Genomic DNA, 21,794 nt, shown 5'->3' on the forward strand with positions numbered 1-21,794 from the left:
GCTAGTATATATTCAACATCAAATAAAGGGGAACCTAATTTGATGTATGTGTATCTTACATTTAAATTAATTTGGAGGTGTTTCTTATGGCTAAAGAAAGTAAAGCAACACGACAATACAATGGTAGTTTAGGTGGTAAGAAGACTGTGGCAACCCACGGACACGAATTTTATAAAGAAATTGGTGCAAAAGGTGGCCGTCAAACAGCCGCAACACATTCAAAAGCTTTCTATCACGATATCGCAGAAAAAGGTAACGCAGCAAAGAAAGCACGTAAATAAAACTGAATATAATAAAAAAGGTCATCTGTTGGAAATCAACAGATGACCTTTTTTGTGTGTAAGTTTTTGTGTGTAGGTTAAGAATATAAAGTTGTAGGTTAGGGATGTAAAATTGATCGGATAAAGTGAATAAATAAAATGGCAAAAAGTCTGATAATTTAAGCTTAAATATAACCAAAACTACAGAAATTTGGTATGATTTAATTGTACGATAATTAGTGATAAATTAGTTAACCAAAACATAGTGCTTAGACTAATGGGAAAAAGAATAATATAGGTAATGGGGTGTTTTAAGTGAATCAAGAGTTATCACGAACAAATCAAAAAAAGCAGCAAAAGCAGGGGGCTAAGCGACGATACATAACCGGGATTGATGGATTAAGAAGTCTCGCAGTAATCGGTGTAATTGTATTTCATTTGGCACCATCGTCACTAAAGGGAGGATTTTTGGGGGTTCCCATTTTCTTAGTATTGGCGGGATATTTGGTAACCTACTTTATGATATTAGATTGGGATAAAGATCGGTCATTACATATTGGGTCGTTTATCAAACGAAGAATTAGTCGACTATATCCAACATTAATTACTGTATTAGTGGGAACAACTGCATATATTACGTTGTTTGAACGTCAATTGCTAACTAATATTAGAGGAACTATTTTAACTAATCTCACTTTTGTATATAACTGGTTTGAAATCAATCATGGTCAATCGTATTTTGATCGAGCCATGGGTGAATCACCATTTACGCATTTATGGACATTGTCATTGGAAGGACAATTTTATATTATTTGGCCCTTCGTAATGTTAATTTTGTTAAAACTATTTAAAAATCGAGTAATTCCAGGAATAATTTTATTTGCTGGCTCCGTAATTTCAGCTGTTGAGATGGCTTTGATCTATGATCCAGGTAATGTTAACCGAGTATATTATGGAACTGATACCCGTTTCTTCGCTTTGTTATTGGGAGCATCATTAGCTTTCTTATGGCCAATGAATCATTTATCAAATAATGTAAGTAAATCTAATCGTAGATGGTTAGATGGGATTGGCTTGTTTGCTATTGTAGCCATGGTAATTGCTTACTTTACTTTATCAGGCTCTGATACTTCAGTTTACCAATGGGGGATGTATGTATTTTCAGCAGTGGCAACATTATTAGTTGCTATGATAGTTCATCCAGCTAGTCATTGGAACGCTTGGCTTACTAATAAGTTATTTACTTACATTGGTAAAAGAAGTTATGGAATTTATGTATATCAATTTCCAGTAATGATTTTTTATGAAAATAAAGTCAAAAGCATTGGAGATCACCCAGTGATTAATGCAATTATTCAAATTGCAATTATCTTATTAATTAGTGAAATCAGTTACCGTTATATTGAAAAACCACTCCGTAACTTTAAATGGTCACAACTTAAAGAAAATAATGGTAAGAGTTATTTAAGTGTAAAAAATATCGCTAGATTAACTGGAGTATTTGCATTAGTAGCTTTAACTACAGTTGGATTAGTTCAACAACCTCAAAAAACTACTGGTTCATCTTTACAAAAGGTAATTAATAGCCGCAGTAAAAAGGCTAATAAAGCTAATGCTAAAGCCATCAAGTTACAGAAGCAACAAGCCAAAGCAGCAGCTGAATATTCACATAATCAAGCCTTAGAAAAACGTGAAATGCAACATTTGAGTAAAACTCAACGTGAAAATATGAAGACTTATCAATTGAGTGCGCGAGATATTGTGACATTAAAACAAACACCGCTTACTTCGGTAGGTGATTCAGTTATGATTGATGTTTCAACTAGCATTCAAGATGTATTTCCGGCCGCAACTGTTAATGGTAAAGTTGGTAGACAGGCTGCAGAAGTAATGCCAGTTCTAAATTCGTTAGAATCTAATGGTCAATTAAGTAAGAATGTCTTACTTAACATCGGAACTAATGGAACAGTTACCAAAGACCAAGTTGAAGAAATCTTAGACTTTTTAGGTAAGGATCGGGATGTTTACTGGACAACTGCTTATGTACCAAATCGTAGTTGGCAACAACAAGTTAACTCTACTCTATATGCAGAAGCTAAGAAGCACAGTAATCTCCACATCATCGATTGGTATGGAACTGCTAAAAATCATCCAACTAGCTGGTTTACAACTGATGGAATTCATCCAAATAATGTTGGGGTAACCCATTTTGCAGGATTAGTTGCTAAGTCAATTGCTAAGGATAAAGAGACCAATGCTAATTAGATTAAAATAAAAAAAGGTATCAGCAATTTTAGCTGGTACCTTTTTTATTAGGTAATAATAATCATCATTTAGTTATAAAAAAATAATTAATTTATTATTACAATATTACATAATGTAATTAAAAATATAATTTTATGAATCCGTTTTATGGTTGATAAATTGGTAATTAGATAGATTTTTTTAATAGAATAAGTAAAACATTTTAAATTAGCCGATGTAAATATGATGAAATTTTTGTAATATACAGCTATTGCTTTTCAATAAATTGTTGATTTAACGGCACTATTTAACGATAATTATGAATTTTAAATTCCAACTAAAAAATATTTAAACCTTGATTTAATAAAGATTGTTACATTTTTTTATAAAACTTATTGTAACTATAATGTCATAGATATGATACATACAAGAAAGTAAATCTATGATAAATTTAATAGCGTCAAAAAGATGACAAGAAAATTATTGGTTTCAAATAGAAAGGAAGAAATTCTTATTTTAAGTCTAAAGAAAATTATCGTTACTAGTTCAGCATTAATGGGTACTATCCTAACAGGAGTAACTCTAGCTAGTGCAAACACTACTTACACTGTTCAATCAGGAGATACTCTTTCAAAAATCGCAGAAAACTATGATACTACGGTTAACTCAATTGCTAACCTAAACAACATTAAAAATGTTAATTTGATTTATGTTGGGGACCAATTAGAAATTGCTGACTCAGCAACTCAAGCTACATCAACTAACACTGCAGCTATTGCTCCTGCAACTAGCTCAGCAACTCAAACTACTTCAGCAAATACTGCTGCAAGTTCATCAGCTGCAACTACTTCAGCAAACACTACTGCAACTAGTTCAGCAAATACTAGTTCATCATCAAATACTAGTTCATCAGCAAACACTGCTGCAACTAGCTCATCAAATACTAGTTCATCAAACAAAACTAGTTCAAGTTCATCAAACTATGGTTCAAGCTCACATGCTGACATCTTAAGTCAAATGGAACAAAGAACTGGAGTTTCAGCTTCAACTTGGAACTACATTATTAACCGTGAATCAAACTGGCAACCATACGTAAGAAACAGTAGCTCAGGTGCATATGGATTATTCCAAAACATGCACATTAGTGGTGGTTCTGTTCAAGACCAAATCGATGCTGCCGTAAGTCTTTACAACCAACAAGGTATGGCTGCTTGGGCACTATAATTAAATAAAGAAAAAGTCATTTAGAGATAAGTGGCTTTTTTTATACATAAAAGTTTTATTGAAAAACTAGTAATAAATGCTATAATTGAAATAAATAAATCGGAGGTGGCTGCAAACATGAGAATCTAATCCAACTAATCATCATTTTTAAAACAATATTTTATAGTAATTCCGTATTGGGGGATGCTATTTAATAGTAATTTAGAAATGGTCTTTAAATTGGATTGGGTTAATTATGGATGTAGACCATTAATTTGACCTAATGACTTAAATATTAGGTCTTTTTTTATATAAAAATTTAAAGGCCGTTTCGTAAAAGGAGACGGTAAATATGGCATATCAATTAAGAGAGTTACAGGCAAATTATGCTGGTAGACAAATTTATGATATTGATAAAATAATCATACCAGAAGGTAAAGTAATTGGTTTGATTGGAGTAAATGGTGCTGGTAAGACTACGCTAATTAAAGAACTTAAGAACAGAGAAAAGCAAATTCGACCTAAGGCAGTGGTGGAACTATTACCACAGCTAAAACCTGATGAAGATATTAGTGGAGGTCAGCAAGTACAAGAGTATATAAATAATGCATTTAGACGACCATCTAACATATTATTGTTAGACGAACCAACCGCCAACTTAGATCTTAATCATCTAAATAAATTAAAATATCAGTTAAAATACTATCCGGGAACAGTAATCATCATTTCTCATGATCGGGACTTTTTAGATGGGGTAGTTGATGAAATATGGGAATTACAGGATGGCGAGCTGCAGACATTTACAGGCAATTATACTGAATTTGTTGATTATAAGACGAATCAACGCGATCAACAAGCAAAAGATTACCAAACCTATAGGAATAAGCAAAAACAGCTACAAAGGGCTTTAAATAAGAAAAAACAGCAAGCTAGCCGAGCTACTAAGGTACCTAAAAAATATCAAGGTACTAATGAAGCTAAAAATATGAAGCAACATTATAAAGATCAGCAAGGAAAACTTAGCAAGGATACAGCTGCACTTAAAAGTAGATTGCAGCGAACGACGGGTGTCGATAAACCTAAAGAAAGTAAGCCTATTAAATTTAACTTACCCGGAATGGATAATTTAAAGCAATCCACCCTACTAACTGTTAATAATTTAACTGTCAAAAGGGATGAGAATATTTTAATTGATGAGGTTAACTTAAAAATAAAAGCGGGCCAAAATATTGCGGTAATCGGTGAAAATGGGACCGGCAAAACTACTTTACTAGATATGATTTATCACGCCTACAAGCAAAATAATGATGCTAAAATCATTGCCTCACCTAAATTAAAACTAGGCTATTTTCATCAGCAACTTACGCAACTAGATACTACTAAATCTATTTTAGATACAGTAAATGAACTATCGATTCAAGATAATTCCATTAACCAGACCGTTTTGGCAAATTTAGGTTTTGATAGAGCGGACTTTCATAAATTGGTTCAAGTATTAAGTGGAGGGGAACGGGTTAAATTGGCCTTGGCTAGGTTAATGGTTAGTGATATAAATGTTTTAATGTTAGATGAACCTACTAATTATTTAGATATCGTTACCGTAACCGAATTAGAAAAGATGCTAATAGACTATCCAGGAACCGTAATATTGGTAAGTCATGACCAACAATTAGTTGATCATGTTAGTGATTTTGTTTATGAGATTCAAGCTAAACAATTTAATCAAGTAAAATAAAAAAGCCCTAGGGCTTTTTTATTTTTCGTTAGAAAATGCCAAAATGGATGGTAGAGTAACCTCTCTAACGATTTTTTCAATTACTGGTATGGTAACATCACTGTCTAAAGTCCATGAATTATATCTTAGTAAATCAAAATAAGCTAGTTTAACAGTCTCGCTGGGGAGCCCTTTAATTTCATGCTTGCTAATGGCTAATTGTAAAATATAATCCATAATTTTTAAATTAGCGGTTCTCGAATACGCAATGATCTTTTTTAATTGAATATTTTGGGATGAATTAGCAATTCCAAACAAGATTTTAAAATGGTGATTAGCTCCGCGGGTAGATTGCTTAATAAATTCTTTGCCAACGAACATTAAATTTTTTTCCAATGATCCTAAATCGAACTCTAGACTAGTTAATACGTTATTAGAAATTTTGATTTCGTATAAAATAGTTTCTAAAACTAGATCAAATAATTGGTCCCAATATCGATAGAGTACAGATCTACTGGTATGAGCCTGCTTAGCAATTTTGGAAAAATTAATGTGGTTATAGCCATCTTTTTCTAATAAATAATAGGTTGCTTCATATATTTGAATTTGTAACGTGTCGCCACGTCTTCTGGTATCTTTTTGCATGATTTTATCACTCCTGATAGTTATGGTTAGATACGAACTAATTAAAAGTGTACCGTAAAATAGGTAGAAAACAAAGTGTATCTTAATTATAATATTAATCATCATATTAAATACAATATGTATCTTATTAGTTGGATCAGATTATAATTAAGGAGATTTAAATATGAAAGTTATTGTAATTGGTGGCTCACACGGTGGTTATGAATCGGTTGAAACAATCTATGAAACTATGCCTAAGAATACTGTGGTTAATTGGTATGATCAAGGTGACCTAGATTTAGTAGTTAATTGGAGTAAAGAACGAGTTGATGATGCTAAAGATGTTAGGCATATGACTAATGAAGCTTTAAATAAAAATCATATCAATTTGTTTAGCTTGAGTAAGGTAATTAATATCGATGCTTCAAAACATTGTATTATTGCTAAAAATTTAGTTACCGATGAAGAAATAGTTGATTATTATGATAAATTAATTATCGCAACTGGATCTGATGCTAATAAATTAAGAATTCCTGGAACCAATCTTGATAGAGTAATGACCATGCGCGGGAAGGTTGGAATTAATAAGGTTAAACAACAATTGCATAATGCGCAAATTAAGAATGTAATTATTGTTGGTGGAGGATATATTGGAATAATGGCAGCCAATATGTTTAGCCAAGCTGGCAAACAGGTAACTCTAATTAATGGTAGTCAGCAAATATTAGATAATTATCTAGATGATGATTTTATTGAGATACTAATGAATGATTTAAAAAATCATCAAGTTGATTTAGAATTATCGCAACAAGTTATCAGAATTAATGGTGATACCACCGTGGCATCAGTAGAGACTAATAAAGGTGAGTATTTGGCAGACATGGTTCTATTAGCAGTTGGCAACAAGCCTAACACTGAGTGGCTAGATGGAATTGTTAAACTAAATTCTAAGAAGTTAATTGAGGTTGATGAATATATGCATACGGATCTTGAAGATGTTTTTGCTGTTGGGGATGCAACCGAAGTTAGATTTACGCCGACTAATGAAATGAAAAATATCGCTTTAGCTAGCAATGCTCAAAGACAAGCTAAAACTGCAGTAGCTAACTTGAATTCTAACTTACAGCCATTTTATGGAGTACAAGGCACTAGTGGGTTGGTATTATTTGATAAAGTTTTTGCCACTACAGGAGTTAACTCTAAAATGATTGAATCAGCTGAGTTACCTATAAGTAGTGTTTTAGTAACTTATGATAATCTAATGGATAATGTTCCCGATAGTTTTAGAACTCAAATTCGATTTAAGCTATTTTATAGCAATGTTGATCACACTATTAAAGGAGCTCAGATTTTGGCTGATAAGGACTTTAATGAAATAATTAACACTATTTCAGTTGCCATCCAAATGAGAATGACTATTGAGCAGTTAGCATATGCTGATTTTTATTTTCAACCTCAGTTAACTAACGAATGGAATATTATGAATATTGCGGCACAGAAAGCGTTAAAAAAGACATCGAATGATTAATCGATGTCTTTTTTATGATTAACTTGCTGGGATGCTAAATATTGTTTGCGCCATTTAGGATTAACTTGATGTGTTCCAGGGATGTAGAAAATGCTCTCGGTCCCCGCCTCATTAGCGTGTTGATAATACCATTTTTTCCATCTAAGAAAGCCAGCTGTGTTTCTAATTCGTGAATTTTGTTTTCTAAAATTTTTTCTTGTTGGATCATAAAATCATAGCGTTGAGGTAACGTATTATCGCCCTCCATACACCAATTCATAAATTTAGCGATTTCTTTAATGGGGATTCCTGACTTTTTTAAGCAATTAATGACTTCAATATATCCTAAATCATTATCATTAAATTGGCGACGACCACCAGCATCTCTTTTAATAAAAGGCATTAAGCCAGCTTTATCGTAGTATCTAATGGTATCTTGAGAAACATTGTATTTCTGAGAAATATCACTCATAGTATAATTTGCCAAATTAGTATCCTCTTCATTAATAATATTTGACCTGGAGTTAACTCCAGGTGATATGGTAAGAATAACATATAAATGAAAGAAGGAAAATATATTATGAATAAACCGTTAATAGTAATTACTGGAGCTAGTTCAGGGTTTGGATCAGAATTGCTAAACTATTTAATCAAGCAGACTTCCCTATGTTATTGCTGGGTCGTAGAATTGAAAAGATTAAAAGCCTACCTCTTAATTTTGATAATGTAATGGTAGATAAAGTTGATGTTACTGATTATGATGCTTTTGCAGCTAGTATTAAAAAAGCTGAAGCTAAATTTGGACCAGTTGACCTGCTAGTTAATAATGCTGGGGTAATGTTATTAGGTAATGTACGGGAACAGTCTCCTAAGGAATGGCAAACTATGTTAGATACAAATGTTATGGGAGTACTTAATGGAACTCAAATTGTTCTAGATGATATGATAAAACGCCATCATGGTACGATTATCAATATGTCTTCATTAGCTGGTAAAAAAACATTTGTTAATCATGCTGCCTATGTTGCATCTAAATTTGGCGTACATGGTTTAAGTGAAACAATTCGAGAAGAAGTTTCTAATGAAAATGTACGTATCTCAATGGTTGCTCCAGGTGCCGCTGAAACTGAGTTATTAACTCACGTTACCGATGATCATGCTTTAAGTGATTATCAAGACTGGAAAGAAACTATGGGTGGAATTACACTAGATCCCAAACACGTTGCTGAGACCGTTAAATTTATTTATGATATGCCACAAGAAGTTAATATTCGAGAAGTCGATATTGCAGCGACTAGGCAAGATTCATAAAATAATAAAAAGCTCATTATATTATGAGCTTTTTTTGTTACCCTAATTTTGTTGCATATGCAACAAAATGAAAGTATAATTAGAATATGAAAAAAATAATAAGACAAATTGGTAGCATTTATAGAAGCTTAGAGTTTATTAGTAATAAAGAGTTTAAAGAAATGTCTTTAGGCAATAATTTATATGCCTATTTAGTTTATATTGCGGAAAATCCTGGCACAATCTCAAAGGAGTTAGCAATTGATTTAAAAGTTGATAAGACTACGGTATCAAGATCAATTAAGAAATTAGAAAATAATAACTTAATTGAGCGACGCCTAAGTGAAACTAATAAAAAAGAATGGCATTTATTTGCTACTGAATTAGGATTGAAGAATTACCAAGTAATTTTATCAGAATATGAATATTCATCTAAAAAAATTTTATCGGGATTAAGTGATGATGATATTAAAAAGTTAAATGTTATTTTAGACAAAGTGGAAAGTAATGCTAGTTTAGAATGGAATTTTGTTAGAGATGGAAATAAACGAGAATACCTTTAGGATTAAACCAGTGACCTTAAATGATGTCAATGTATTACGGGACATTAGCTGTTTAACGTTTAAAACGACTTTGGGCCATATAATACTGAAGCTAATATTAGTAAATACTTAGTTTCAGCCTACTCAATTGATAAGTTATCAACTGAGATTAGAGGTTTGAATACTTATTTTTATCTGGGTTATTTAGATGAGATGATGGTTGGCTATATAAAAAATAAACGTTAATCAGGCACAAACTGAGAAAATGGGATGCAAATCCCTGGAAATTGAAAAAATTTACGTAGTAGCAGAATATAATCATATGGGAATTGGTTCTAAATTAATGATGCAAGCTATTAATTTAGCAAAAAGCCTTAATAAAAAGTTTATTTGGTTAGGAGTTTGGAAAGATAACCTTAATGCTTTGAGTTTTTACCAAAAAGTGGGTTTTATAAGTATGGAGAGCATACTTTTACGATTGGTGATGACCATCAGATTGACTACATTATGAAAATGAATTTATAAGATTTTAAATTACCTTAGGAGAATATAATATGCAAAATATAATTATTGATGATAAATTTTGGGATATTTTTCCAGATGCTCAAATTAATATATTAATAGTGAATGATATAGACAATCACGACCAAAACGAAGATTATGTAAAAATGTTAAATGATGCCCAAATAGCTGCTAAACAGTATATAACCAGGGATGTATTTAGTGAAAATGAAATTATTCAAAATTGCGTAAAATATATCAAAGTTTTAAGAAAAAGAAGGCGCTCGTTCATCTATCGAAGCTTTATTAAAACGGGTATCTCAGCGAAAAGAAATTGGACATATTAATCCGTTAGTTGATGTCTATAATAGTATTTCATTAAGATATGGCGTACCAATTGGAGGAGAAGATATTGATACTATTCAGGGACCGTTGCATCTTGGTATTGCTAATGGTAATGAAGCTTTTTTCCCATTAGGTGATAGCCAAATGACCTGCTTTAAACGGTGAAGTGATTTATTATGATGATGCCGGAGCAGTTTGTAGGTGTTTAAATTGGCGTGACGGTCAACGTACAATGCTTAAAATGATACAACAAATGCTATATTCTTTATTGAATCTATTAATAAAGACCAGTTAAAGCAAAGTAATGAAGCTATTGTTTCATTACGTGAAATGATATATAAATTTTTTGGAGTTACTGGTGAAATTTATAAATTAACTAAAAATAATTCTCAAGTAACAATTAATTTGTAAATAAAAAGGATGTAAGATTAGTAATCTTACATCCTTTTTATTAAATATAATTTAATGATATTACTGAACTAGATTGATATACAACATCTGAATTATCTAATGAGAACCAATCAGCCCTAGCGAACTAAGCCTTGTATCCCAATTCTTTCATCTGATGTTGATAATTGTTCATCATTAATAGTACCATTAAAAATTTGAGTTGGATAAAATGGATCAGATGTACCATTTTTCCATGCTCTAATTTTAGTGTCGTTGTTGACTATAAGGGTGTCGTTATTAGATAGTTTAATTTTTACTGGCAATTTAAATATACCTTCCTTTCATAATGTAATCACATTAATCATAATATATACATAATAAATTAACTATAATTATGACTTAATAATGAAATTGATTATTAATTATTTTCAATATACGTGTAATAAAATACACAATAATAAATTGACCTAACACTTAATTAAGTGTTAGGTCAATTTATATTGTGTATTTTATTACACGTATATTGAAAATAATTAATAATCAATTTCATTATTAAGTCATAATTATAGTTAATTTATTATGTATATATTATGATTAATGTGATTACATTATGAAAGGAAGGTATATTTAAATTGCCAGTAAAAATTAAACTATCTAATAACGACACCCTTATAGTCAACAACGACACTAAAATTAGAGCATGGAAAAATGGTACATCTGATCCATTTTATCCAACTCAAATTTTTAATGGTACTATTAATGATGAACAATTATCAACATCAGATGAAAGAATTGGGATACAAGGCTTAGTCGCTAGGGCTGATTGGTTCTCATTAGATAATTCAGATGTTGTATATCAATCTAGTTCAGTAATATCATTAAATTATATTTAATAAAAAGGATGTAAGATTACTAATCTTACATCCTTTTTATTTACAAATTAATTGTTACTTGAGAATTATTTTTAGTTAATTTATAATTTCACCAGTAACTCCAAAAAATTTATATATCATTTTCACGTAATGAAACAATAGCTTCATTACTTTGCTTTAACTGGTCTTTATTAATAGATTCAATAAAGAATATAGCATTTGTTGTATCATTTTTAAGCATTGTACGTTGACCGTCACGCCAATTTAAACACCTACAAACTGCTCCGGCATCATCATAATAAATCACTTCACCGTTTAAAGCAGGTTCATTTTGGCTATCACCTAATGGGAAAAAAGCTTCATTACCATTAGCAATACCAAGATGCAACGGTCCCTGAATAGTATCAATATCTTCTCCTCCAATTGGTACGCCATATCTTAATGAAATACTATTATAGACATCAACTAACGGATTAATATGTCCAATTTCTTTTCGCTGAGATACCCGTTTAATAAAGCTTCGATAGATGAACTGAGCGCCTTTCTTTTTCTTAAAACTTTGATATATTTTACGCCAATTTGAATAATTCATTTTCCACTAAATACATCCCTGTGTTATATACTGTTAGCAGCTATTTGGGCATCATTTTAACATTTTACATAATCTTCGTTTTGGTCGTGATTGTCTATATCATTCACTATTAATATATTAATTTGAGCATCTGCGAAAAATATCCCTATAAATTTATCATCAATAATTATATTTTGCATATTATTTCTCCTAAGGTAATTTAAAATCTGTATAAATTCATTTCATAATGTAGTCAATCTGATGGTCATCACCAATCGTAAAAGTATGCTCTCCATACTTATAAAACCCACTTTTTTTGGTAAAAACTCAAACATTAAGGGTTATCTTCCAAACCCTAACCAATAAACTTTTATTAAGGCTTTTTGCTAAATTAATAGCTTGCATCATTAATTAGAACCAATTCCCATATGATTTATATTCTGCTACTACGTAAATTTTTTCAAATTTCCAGGATTTGCATCCCAATTTTCTCAGTTTGTGCCTGATTAACGTTTATTTTTATATAGCCAACCATCATCTCATCTAAATACCCAGATAAAAATAAGTATTCAAACCCTCTATCTCAGTTGATAACTTATCAATTGAGTAGGCTGAAACTAAGTATTTACTAATATTAGCTTCAGTATTATATGGCCCAAAAGTCGTTTTTAAACGTTAAACAGCTAATGTCCCGTAATACATTGACATCATTTAAGGTCACTGTGTTTAATCCTAAAGGTATTCTCGTTTATTTCCATCTCTAACAAAATTCCATTCTAAACTAGCATTACTTCCACTTTTGTCTAAAATAACATTTAACTTTTTAATATCATCATCACTTTAATCCCGATAAAATTTTTTTTAGATGAATATTCATATTCTGATAAAATTACTTGGTAATTCTTCAATCCTAATTCAGTAGCAAATAAATGCCATTCTTTTTTTATTAGTTTCACTTAGGCGTCGCTCCAATTAAGTTATTATTTCTAATTTCTTAATTGATCTTGATACGTAGTCTTATCAACTTTTAAATCAATTGCTAACTCCTTTGAGATTGTGCCAGGATTTTCCGCAATATAAACTAAATAGGCATATAAATTATTGCCTAAAGACCATTTCTTTAAACTCTTTATTACTAATAAACTCTAAGCTTCTATAAATGCTACCAATTTGTCTTATTATTTTTTTCATATTCTAATTATACTTTCATTTTGTTGCATATGCAACAAATTAGGGTAACAAAAAAAGCTCATAATATAATGAGCTTTTTATTATTTTATGAATCTTGCCTAGTCGCTGCAATATCGACTTCTCGAATATTAACTTCTTGTGGCATATCATAAATAAATTTAACGGTCTCAGCAACGTGTTTGGGATCTAGTGTAATTCCACCCATAGTTTCTTTCCAGTCTTGATAATCACTTAAAGCATGATCATCGGTAACGTGAGTTAATAACTCAGTTTCAGCGGCACCTGGAGCAACCATTGAGATACGTACATTTTCATTAGAAACTTCTTCTCGAATTGTTTCACTTAAACCATGTACGCCAAATTTAGATGCAACATAGGCAGCATGATTAACAAATGTTTTTTTACCAGCTAATGAAGACATATTGATAATCGTACCATGATGGCGTTTATCATATCATCTAGAACAATTGAGTTCCATTAAGTACTCCCTAAACATTTGTATCTAACATAGTTTGCCATTCCTTAGGAGGGACTGGTTCCCGTACCATTACCTAATAACATTACCCCAGCATTATTAACTAGCAGGTCAACTGGTCCAAAATTTAGGCTTCAAGCTTTTTTAATACTAGCTGCAAAAAGCATCATAATCCGTAACATCAACTTTATCTACCATTACATTATCAAAATTAAGAGGTAGGCTTTTAATCTTTTCAATTCTACGACCCAGCAATAACATAGGGAAGTCTGCTTGATTAAATAGTTTAGCATTTCTGATCCAAACCCTGAACTAGCTCCAGTAATTACTATTAACGGTTTATTCATAATATATTTTCCTTCTTTCATTTATATGTTATCTTACCATATCACCTGGAGTTAACTCCAGGTCAAATATTATTAATGAAGAGGATACTAATTTGGCAAATTATACTATGAGTGATATTTCTCAGAAATACAATGTTTCTCAAGATACCATTAGATACTACGATAAAGCTGGCTTAATGCCTTTTATTAAAGAGATGCTGGTGGTCGTCGCCAATTTAATGATAATGATTTAGGATATATTGAAGTCATTAATTGCTTAAAAAAGTCAGGAATCCCCATTAAAGAAATCGCTAAATTTATGAATTGGTGTATGGAGGGCGATAATACGTTACCTCAACGCTATGATTTATGATCCAACAAGAAAAAATTTAGAAAACAAAATTCACGAATTAGAAACACAGCTGGCTTTTCTTAGATGGAAAAAAATGGTATTATCAACACGCTAATGAGGCGGGGACCGAGAGCATTTTCTACATCCCTGGAACACATCAAGTTAATCCTAAATGGCGCAAACAATATTTTAGCATCCCAGCAAGTTAATCATAAAAAAGACATCGATTAATCATTCGATGTCTTTTTTAACGCTTTCTGTGCCGCAATATTCATAATATTCCATTCGTTAGTTAACTGAGGTTGAAAATAAAAATCAGCATATGCTAACTGCTCAATAGTCCATTCTCATTTGGATGGCACCTGAAAATAGTGTTAATTATTTCATTAAAGTCCTTATCAGCCAAAATCTGAGCTCCTTTAATAGTGTGATCAACCATTGCTATAAAATAGCTTAAATCGAATTTGAGTTCTAAAACTATCGGGAACATTATCCATTAGATTATCATAAGTTACTAAAACACTACTTATAGGTAACTCAGCTGATTCAATCATTTTAGAGTTAACTCCTGTAGTGGCAAAAACTTTATCAAATAATACCAACCCACTAGTGCCTTGTACTCCATAAAATGGCTGTAAGTTAGAATTTCAAGTTAGCTACTGCAGTTTTAGCTTGTCTTTGAGCATTGCTAGCTAAAGCGATATTTTTCATTTCATTAGTCGGCGTAAATCTAACTTCGGTTGCATCCCCAACAAGCAAAAAACATCTTCAAGATCCGTATGCATATATTCATCAACCCTCAATTAACTATCTTAGAATTTAGTGTAACAATTCCAATCTAGCCACTCAGTGTTAGGCCTTGTTGCCAACTGCTAATAGAACCATGTCTGCCAAATACTCACCTTTATTAGTCTCTACTGATGCCACGGTGGTATCACCATTAATTCTGATAACTTGTTGCGATAATTCTAAATCAACTTGATGATTTTTAAATCATTCATTAGTATCTCAATAAAATCATCATCTAGATAATTATCTAATATTTGCTGACTACCATTAATTAGAGTTACCTGTTGCCAGCTTGGCTAAACATATTGGCTGCCATTATTCCAATATATCCTCCACCAACAATAATTACATTCTTAATTTGCGCATTATGCAATTGTTGTTTAACCTTATTAATTCCAACCTTCCCGCGCATGGTCATTACTCTATCAAGATTGGTTCCAGGAATTCTTAATTTATTAGCATCAGATCCAGTTGCGATAATTAATTTATCATAATAATCAACTATTTCTTCATCGGTAACTAAATTTTTAGCAATAATACAATGTTTTGAAGCATCGATATTAATTACCTTACTCAAGCTAAACAAATTGATATGATTTTTATTTAAAGCTTCATTAGTCATATGCCTAACATCTTTAGCATCATCAACTCGTTCTTTACTCCAATTAACTACTAAATCTAGGTCACCTTGATCATACCAATTAACCACAGTATTCTTAGGCATAGTTTCATAGATTGTTTCAACCGATTCATAACCACCGTGTGAGCCACCAATTACAATAACTTTCATATTTAAATCTCCTTAATTATAATCTGATCCAACTAATAAGATACATATTGTATTTAATATGATGATTAATATTATAATTAAGATACACTTTTGTTTTCTACCTATTTTACGGTACACTTTTAATTAGTTCGTATCTAACCATAACTATCAGGAGTGATAAAATCATGCAAAAAGATACCAGAAGACGTGGCGACACGTTACAAATTCAAATATATGAAGCAACCTATTATTTATTAGAAAAAGATGGCTATAACCACATTAATTTTTCCAAAATTGCTAAGCAGGCTCATACCAGTAGATCTGTACTCTATCGATATTGGGACCAATTATTTGATCTAGTTTTAGAAACTATTTTATACGAAATCAAAATTTCTAATAACGTATTAACTAGTCTAGAGTTCGATTTAGGATCATTGGAAAAAAATTTAATGTTCGTTGGCAAAGAATTTATTAAGCAATCTACCCGCGGAGCTAATCACCATTTTAAAATCTTGTTTGGAATTGCTAATTCATCCCAAAATATTCAATTAAAAAAGATCATTGCGTATTCGAGAACCGCTAATTTAAAAATTATGGATTATATTTTACAATTAGCCATTAGCAAGCATGAAATTAAAGGGCTCCCCAGCGAGACTGTTAAACTAGCTTATTTTGATTTACTAAGATATAATTCATGGACTTTAGACAGTGATGTTACCATACCAGTAATTGAAAAAATCGTTAGAGAGGTTACTCTACCATCCATTTTGGCATTTTCTAACGAAAAATAAAAAAGCCCTAGGGCTTTTTTATTTTACTTGATTAAATTGTTTAGCTTGAATCTCATAAACAAAATCACTAACATGATCAACTAATTGTTGGTCATGACTTACCAATATTACGGTTCCTGGATAGTCTATTAGCATCTTTTCTAATTCGGTTACGGTAACGATATCTAAATAATTAGTAGGTTCATCTAACATTAAAACATTTATATCACTAACCATTAACCTAGCCAAGGCCAATTTAACCCGTTCCCCTCCACTTAATACTTGAACCAATTTATGAAAGTCCGCTCTATCAAAACCTAAATTTGCCAAAACGGTCTGGTTAATGGAATTATCTTGAATCGATAGTTCATTTACTGTATCTAAAATAGATTTAGTAGTATCTAGTTGCGTAAGTTGCTGATGAAAATAGCCTAGTTTTAATTTAGGTGAGGCAATGATTTTAGCATCATTATTTTGCTTGTAGGCGTGATAAATCATATCTAGTAAAGTAGTTTTGCCGGTCCCATTTTCACCGATTACCGCAATATTTTGGCCCGCTTTTATTTTTAAGTTAACCTCATCAATTAAAATATTCTCATCCCTTTTGACAGTTAAATTATTAACAGTTAGTAGGGTGGATTGCTTTAAATTATCCATTCCGGGTAAGTTAAATTTAATAGGCTTACTTTCTTTAGGTTTATCGACACCCGTCGTTCGCTGCAATCTACTTTTAAGTGCAGCTGTATCCTTGCTAAGTTTTCCTTGCTGATCTTTATAATGTTGCTTCATATTTTTAGCTTCATTAGTACCTTGATATTTTTTAGGTACCTTAGTAGCTCGGCTAGCTTGCTGTTTTTTTCTTATTTAAAGCCCTTTGTAGCTGTTTTTGCTTATTCCTATAGGTTTGGTAATCTTTTGCTTGTTGATCGCGTTGATTCGTCTTATAATCAACAAATTCAGTATAATTGCCTGTAAATGTCTGCAGCTCGCCATCCTGTAATTCCCATATTTCATCAACTACCCCATCTAAAAAGTCCCGATCATGAGAAATGATGATTACTGTTCCCGGATAGTATTTTAACTGATATTTTAATTTATTTAGATGATTAAGATCTAAGTTGGCGGTTGGTTCGTCTAACAATAATATGTTAGATGGTCGTCTAAATGCATTATTTATATACTCTTGTACTTGCTGACCTCCACTAATATCTTCATCAGGTTTTAGCTGTGGTAATAGTTCCACCACTGCCTTAGGTCGAATTTGCTTTTCTCTGTTCTTAAGTTCTTTAATTAGCGTAGTCTTACCAGCACCATTTACTCCAATCAAACCAATTACTTTACCTTCTGGTATGATTATTTTATCAATATCATAAATTTGTCTACCAGCATAATTTGCCTGTAACTCTCTTAATTGATATGCCATATTTACCGTCTCCTTTTACGAAACGGCCTTTAAATTTTTATATAAAAAAAGACCTAATATTTAAGTCATTAGGTCAAATTAATGGTCTACATCCATAATTAACCCAATCCAATTTAAAGACCATTTCTAAATTACTATTAAATAGCATCCCCCAATACGGAATTACTATAAAATATTGTTTTAAAAATGATGATTAGTTGGATTAGATTCTCATGTTTGCAGCCACCTCCGATTTATTTATTTCAATTATAGCATTTATTACTAGTTTTTCAATAAAACTTTTATGTATAAAAAAAGCCACTTATCTCTAAATGACTTTTTCTTTATTTAATTATAGTGCCCAAGCAGCCATACCTTGTTGGTTGTAAAGACTTACGGCAGCATCGATTTGGTCTTGAACAGAACCACCACTAATGTGCATGTTTTGGAATAATCCATATGCACCTGAGCTACTGTTTCTTACGTATGGTTGCCAGTTTGATTCACGGTTAATAATGTAGTTCCAAGTTGAAGCTGAAACTCCAGTTCTTTGTTCCATTTGACTTAAGATGTCAGCATGTGAGCTTGAACCATAGTTTGATGAACTTGAACTAGTTTTGTTTGATGAACTAGTATTTGATGAGCTAGTTGCAGCAGTGTTTGCTGATGAACTAGTATTTGATGATGAACTAGTATTTGCTGAACTAGTTGCAGTAGTGTTTGCTGAAGTAGTTGCAGCTGATGAACTTGCAGCAGTATTTGCTGAAGTAGTTTGAGTTGCTGAGCTAGTTGCAGGAGCAATAGCTGCAGTGTTAGTTGATGTAGCTTGAGTTGCTGAGTCAGCAATTTCTAATTGGTCCCCAACATAAATCAAATTAACATTTTTAATGTTGTTTAGGTTAGCAATTGAGTTAACCGTAGTATCATAGTTTTCTGCGATTTTTGAAAGAGTATCTCCTGATTGAACAGTGTAAGTAGTGTTTGCACTAGCTAGAGTTACTCCTGTTAGGATAGTACCCATTAATGCTGAACTAGTAACGATAATTTTCTTTAGACTTAAAATAAGAATTTCTTCCTTTCTATTTGAAACCAATAATTTTCTTGTCATCTTTTTGACGCTATTAAATTTATCATAGATTTACTTTCTTGTATGTATCATATCTATGACATTATAGTTACAATAAGTTTTATAAAAAAATGTAACAATCTTTATTAAATCAAGGTTTAAATATTTTTTAGTTGGAATTTAAAATTCATAATTATCGTTAAATAGTGCCGTTAAATCAACAATTTATTGAAAAGCAATAGCTGTATATTACAAAAATTTCATCATATTTACATCGGCTAATTTAAAATGTTTTACTTATTCTATTAAAAAAATCTATCTAATTACCAATTTATCAACCATAAAACGGATTCATAAAATTATATTTTTAATTACATTATGTAATATTGTAATAATAAATTAATTATTTTTTTATAACTAAATGATGATTATTATTACCTAATAAAAAAGGTACCAGCTAAAATTGCTGATACCTTTTTTTATTTTAATCTAATTAGCATTGGTCTCTTTATCCTTAGCAATTGACTTAGCAACTAATCCTGCAAAATGGGTTACCCCAACATTATTTGGATGAATTCCATCAGTTGTAAACCAGCTAGTTGGATGATTTTTAGCAGTTCCATACCAATCGATGATGTGGAGATTACTGTGCTTCTTAGCTTCTGCATATAGAGTAGAGTTAACTTGTTGTTGCCAACTACGATTTGGTACATAAGCAGTTGTCCAGTAAACATCCCGATCCTTACCTAAAAAGTCTAAGATTTCTTCAACTTGGTCTTTGGTAACTGTTCCATTAGTTCCGATGTTAAGTAAGACATTCTTACTTAATTGACCATTAGATTCTAACGAATTTAGAACTGGCATTACTTCTGCAGCCTGTCTACCAACTTTACCATTAACAGTTGCGGCCGGAAATACATCTTGAATGCTAGTTGAAACATCAATCATAACTGAATCACCTACCGAAGTAAGCGGTGTTTGTTTTAATGTCACAATATCTCGCGCACTCAATTGATAAGTCTTCATATTTTCACGTTGAGTTTTACTCAAATGTTGCATTTCACGTTTTTCTAAGGCTTGATTATGTGAATATTCAGCTGCTGCTTTGGCTTGTTGCTTCTGTAACTTGATGGCTTTAGCATTAGCTTTATTAGCCTTTTTACTGCGGCTATTAATTACCTTTTGTAAAGATGAACCAGTAGTTTTTTGAGGTTGTTGAACTAATCCAACTGTAGTTAAAGCTACTAATGCAAATACTCCAGTTAATCTAGCGATATTTTTTACACTTAAATAACTCTTACCATTATTTTCTTTAAGTTGTGACCATTTAAAGTTACGGAGTGGTTTTTCAATATAACGGTAACTGATTTCACTAATTAATAAGATAATTGCAATTTGAATAATTGCATTAATCACTGGGTGATCTCCAATGCTTTTGACTTTATTTTCATAAAAAATCATTACTGGAAATTGATATACATAAATTCCATAACTTCTTTTACCAATGTAAGTAAATAACTTATTAGTAAGCCAAGCGTTCCAATGACTAGCTGGATGAACTATCATAGCAACTAATAATGTTGCCACTGCTGAAAATACATACATCCCCCATTGGTAAACTGAAGTATCAGAGCCTGATAAAGTAAAGTAAGCAATTACCATGGCTACAATAGCAAACAAGCCAATCCCATCTAACCATCTACGATTAGATTTACTTACATTATTTGATAAATGATTCATTGGCCATAAGAAAGCTAATGATGCTCCCAATAACAAAGCGAAGAAACGGGTATCAGTTCCATAATATACTCGGTTAACATTACCTGGATCATAGATCAAAGCCATCTCAACAGCTGAAATTACGGAGCCAGCAAATAAAATTATTCCTGGAATTACTCGATTTTTAAATAGTTTTAACAAAATTAACATTACGAAGGGCCAAATAATATAAAATTGTCCTTCCAATGACAATGTCCATAAATGCGTAAATGGTGATTCACCCATGGCTCGATCAAAATACGATTGACCATGATTGATTTCAAACCAGTTATATACAAAAGTGAGATTAGTTAAAATAGTTCCTCTAATATTAGTTAGCAATTGACGTTCAAACAACGTAATATATGCAGTTGTTCCCACTAATACAGTAATTAATGTTGGATATAGTCGACTAATTCTTCGTTTGATAAACGACCCAATATGTAATGACCGATCTTTATCCCAATCTAATATCATAAAGTAGGTTACCAAATATCCCGCCAATACTAAGAAAATGGGAACCCCCAAAAATCCTCCCTTTAGTGACGATGGTGCCAAATGAAATACAATTACACCGATTACTGCGAGACTTCTTAATCCATCAATCCCGGTTATGTATCGTCGCTTAGCCCCCTGCTTTTGCTGCTTTTTTTGATTTGTTCGTGATAACTCTTGATTCACTTAAAACACCCCATTACCTATATTATTCTTTTTCCCATTAGTCTAAGCACTATGTTTTGGTTAACTAATTTATCACTAATTATCGTACAATTAAATCATACCAAATTTCTGTAGTTTTGGTTATATTTAAGCTTAAATTATCAGACTTTTTG

21 protein-coding genes and 4 pseudogenes are annotated in these 21,794 nt (G+C 31.6%); 13 read left to right on the top strand and 12 right to left on the bottom strand.

Annotated elements, in window-relative coordinates; all coding sequences use genetic code 11:
• The first annotated feature begins 86 nt into the window (after window positions 1-86).
• The 4 genes from LHL71_RS03025 to abc-f all read left to right on the top strand — a co-directional run bounded on the left by LHL71_RS03025 (window position 87) and on the right by abc-f (window position 5,442).
• Window positions 87-281 (top strand): general stress protein B, encoded by a 195-nt coding sequence (locus tag LHL71_RS03025; protein WP_227361549.1) that lies wholly within the window; start codon window positions 87-89, stop codon window positions 279-281.
• A gap of 294 nt (window positions 282-575) precedes the next feature.
• Entirely contained in the window at window positions 576-2,525 is a 1,950-nt protein-coding gene (locus LHL71_RS03030; RefSeq protein ID WP_227361550.1) for an acyltransferase family protein, read from the top strand.
• 534 nt (window positions 2,526-3,059) lie between these two features.
• Window positions 3,060-3,728, top strand: a complete 669-nt coding sequence (locus tag LHL71_RS03035) for a LysM peptidoglycan-binding domain-containing protein (RefSeq protein WP_227361603.1) — start codon at window positions 3,060-3,062, stop codon at window positions 3,726-3,728.
• Window positions 3,729-4,059: 331 nt separating this feature from the next.
• Window positions 4,060-5,442, top strand: coding sequence for a ribosomal protection-like ABC-F family protein (abc-f, locus tag LHL71_RS03040; protein WP_227361551.1), 1,383 nt, complete (start codon window positions 4,060-4,062; stop codon window positions 5,440-5,442).
• Window positions 5,443-5,460: 18 nt separating this feature from the next.
• Here abc-f and LHL71_RS03045 read toward each other — a convergent pair whose 3' ends face one another.
• Window positions 5,461-6,066 carry a TetR/AcrR family transcriptional regulator gene (locus tag LHL71_RS03045; RefSeq protein WP_227361552.1) on the bottom strand — a complete coding sequence of 202 codons (606 nt, stop codon included), beginning with the start codon at window positions 6,064-6,066 and terminating at the stop codon, window positions 5,461-5,463.
• 163 nt (window positions 6,067-6,229) lie between these two features.
• On the opposite strand from LHL71_RS03045, the gene LHL71_RS03050 reads away from it, so the two are divergent.
• Window positions 6,230-7,573 (top strand): FAD-dependent oxidoreductase, encoded by a 1,344-nt coding sequence (locus tag LHL71_RS03050; RefSeq protein ID WP_227361553.1) that lies wholly within the window; start codon window positions 6,230-6,232, stop codon window positions 7,571-7,573.
• Here the strand turns inward: LHL71_RS03050 and LHL71_RS03055 are convergent.
• Window positions 7,570-8,024 (bottom strand): annotated as a pseudogene (locus tag LHL71_RS03055) (MerR family transcriptional regulator). The gene LHL71_RS03050 and the pseudogene LHL71_RS03055 sit on opposite strands and share 4 nt — an antisense overlap.
• Before the next feature lie 108 nt (window positions 8,025-8,132).
• On the opposite strand from LHL71_RS03055, the pseudogene LHL71_RS03060 reads away from it, so the two are divergent.
• The 4 genes and pseudogenes from LHL71_RS03060 (at window position 8,133) to LHL71_RS03075 (ending at window position 10,641) form a co-directional block, all read left to right on the top strand.
• Window positions 8,133-8,863: pseudogene (locus LHL71_RS03060) on the top strand (SDR family oxidoreductase).
• 161 nt (window positions 8,864-9,024) lie between these two features.
• Window positions 9,025-9,405 (top strand): MarR family winged helix-turn-helix transcriptional regulator, encoded by a 381-nt coding sequence (locus LHL71_RS03065; RefSeq protein WP_227361554.1) that lies wholly within the window; start codon window positions 9,025-9,027, stop codon window positions 9,403-9,405.
• A gap of 301 nt (window positions 9,406-9,706) precedes the next feature.
• Window positions 9,707-9,895 (top strand): GNAT family N-acetyltransferase, encoded by a 189-nt coding sequence (locus LHL71_RS06475; protein ID WP_430689983.1) that lies wholly within the window; start codon window positions 9,707-9,709, stop codon window positions 9,893-9,895.
• Window positions 9,896-9,938: 43 nt separating this feature from the next.
• A pseudogene (locus LHL71_RS03075) lies at window positions 9,939-10,641 on the top strand (B3/B4 domain-containing protein).
• Between the two features lie 116 nt (window positions 10,642-10,757).
• Here LHL71_RS03075 and LHL71_RS03080 read toward each other — a convergent pair.
• Window positions 10,758-10,943, bottom strand: a complete 186-nt coding sequence (locus LHL71_RS03080) for a hypothetical protein (RefSeq protein WP_227361556.1) — start codon at window positions 10,941-10,943, stop codon at window positions 10,758-10,760.
• Window positions 10,944-11,252: 309 nt separating this feature from the next.
• Between LHL71_RS03080 and LHL71_RS03085 the strand changes: the two genes are divergently transcribed.
• Window positions 11,253-11,513: a hypothetical protein gene (locus LHL71_RS03085; protein ID WP_227361557.1), complete on the top strand. Its 261-nt coding sequence runs from the start codon at window positions 11,253-11,255 to the stop codon at window positions 11,511-11,513.
• 109 nt (window positions 11,514-11,622) lie between these two features.
• Here the strand turns inward: LHL71_RS03085 and LHL71_RS03090 are convergent, their stop codons facing one another.
• The 3 genes and pseudogenes from LHL71_RS03090 to LHL71_RS03100 form a co-directional block, all read right to left on the bottom strand.
• Window positions 11,623-12,084 carry a B3/B4 domain-containing protein gene (locus LHL71_RS03090; RefSeq protein WP_227361558.1) on the bottom strand — a complete coding sequence of 154 codons (462 nt, stop codon included), beginning with the start codon at window positions 12,082-12,084 and terminating at the stop codon, window positions 11,623-11,625.
• 794 nt (window positions 12,085-12,878) lie between these two features.
• Complete coding sequence (locus tag LHL71_RS03095) at window positions 12,879-13,019, bottom strand: hypothetical protein (RefSeq protein WP_227361559.1); 141 nt, start codon at window positions 13,017-13,019, stop codon at window positions 12,879-12,881.
• 320 nt (window positions 13,020-13,339) lie between these two features.
• A pseudogene (locus LHL71_RS03100) lies at window positions 13,340-14,076 on the bottom strand (SDR family oxidoreductase).
• 92 nt (window positions 14,077-14,168) lie between these two features.
• On the opposite strand from LHL71_RS03100, the gene LHL71_RS06440 reads away from it, so the two are divergent.
• Together LHL71_RS06440 and LHL71_RS06445 are read left to right on the top strand one after the other, a co-directional pair.
• Window positions 14,169-14,309, top strand: coding sequence for a MerR family DNA-binding transcriptional regulator (locus LHL71_RS06440; protein WP_283812385.1), 141 nt, complete (start codon window positions 14,169-14,171; stop codon window positions 14,307-14,309).
• A 5-nt stretch (window positions 14,310-14,314) separates the two neighbouring features.
• A complete protein-coding gene (locus LHL71_RS06445; RefSeq protein ID WP_347339037.1) occupies window positions 14,315-14,428 on the top strand; it encodes a MerR family transcriptional regulator in 114 nt (37 codons plus the stop codon).
• 410 nt (window positions 14,429-14,838) lie between these two features.
• On the opposite strand, the gene LHL71_RS06450 is transcribed toward LHL71_RS06445, so the two are convergent.
• Window positions 14,839-14,961 carry a hypothetical protein gene (locus tag LHL71_RS06450; protein WP_283812386.1) on the bottom strand — a complete coding sequence of 41 codons (123 nt, stop codon included), beginning with the start codon at window positions 14,959-14,961 and terminating at the stop codon, window positions 14,839-14,841.
• Window positions 14,962-15,473: 512 nt separating this feature from the next.
• Window positions 15,474-15,986, bottom strand: coding sequence for an FAD-dependent oxidoreductase (locus tag LHL71_RS03110; RefSeq protein ID WP_227361560.1), 513 nt, complete (start codon window positions 15,984-15,986; stop codon window positions 15,474-15,476).
• Window positions 15,987-16,150: 164 nt separating this feature from the next.
• Here LHL71_RS03110 and LHL71_RS03115 point away from each other — a divergent pair, with 164 nt between their 5' ends.
• Window positions 16,151-16,756 carry a TetR/AcrR family transcriptional regulator gene (locus LHL71_RS03115; RefSeq protein WP_227361552.1) on the top strand — a complete coding sequence of 202 codons (606 nt, stop codon included), beginning with the start codon at window positions 16,151-16,153 and terminating at the stop codon, window positions 16,754-16,756.
• An 18-nt stretch (window positions 16,757-16,774) separates the two neighbouring features.
• On the opposite strand, the gene LHL71_RS03120 is transcribed toward LHL71_RS03115, so the two are convergent.
• The 4 genes from LHL71_RS03120 to LHL71_RS03135 all read right to left on the bottom strand — a co-directional run bounded on the left by LHL71_RS03120 (window position 16,775) and on the right by LHL71_RS03135 (window position 21,642).
• Entirely contained in the window at window positions 16,775-17,524 is a 750-nt protein-coding gene (locus LHL71_RS03120) for an ATP-binding cassette domain-containing protein (RefSeq protein WP_227361561.1), read from the bottom strand.
• Between the two features lie 52 nt (window positions 17,525-17,576).
• Complete coding sequence (locus LHL71_RS03125) at window positions 17,577-18,158, bottom strand: ATP-binding cassette domain-containing protein (protein ID WP_227361562.1); 582 nt, start codon at window positions 18,156-18,158, stop codon at window positions 17,577-17,579.
• A 331-nt stretch (window positions 18,159-18,489) separates the two neighbouring features.
• Entirely contained in the window at window positions 18,490-19,158 is a 669-nt protein-coding gene (locus LHL71_RS03130) for a LysM peptidoglycan-binding domain-containing protein (protein ID WP_227361603.1), read from the bottom strand.
• A 534-nt stretch (window positions 19,159-19,692) separates the two neighbouring features.
• Complete coding sequence (locus LHL71_RS03135) at window positions 19,693-21,642, bottom strand: acyltransferase family protein (RefSeq protein WP_227361550.1); 1,950 nt, start codon at window positions 21,640-21,642, stop codon at window positions 19,693-19,695.
• Window positions 21,643-21,794: the final 152 nt, after the last annotated feature.

Origin of the sequence: Lentilactobacillus laojiaonis (assembly GCF_020616595.1) — a bacterium.
GTDB lineage: Bacteria > Bacillota > Bacilli > Lactobacillales > Lactobacillaceae > Lentilactobacillus > Lentilactobacillus laojiaonis.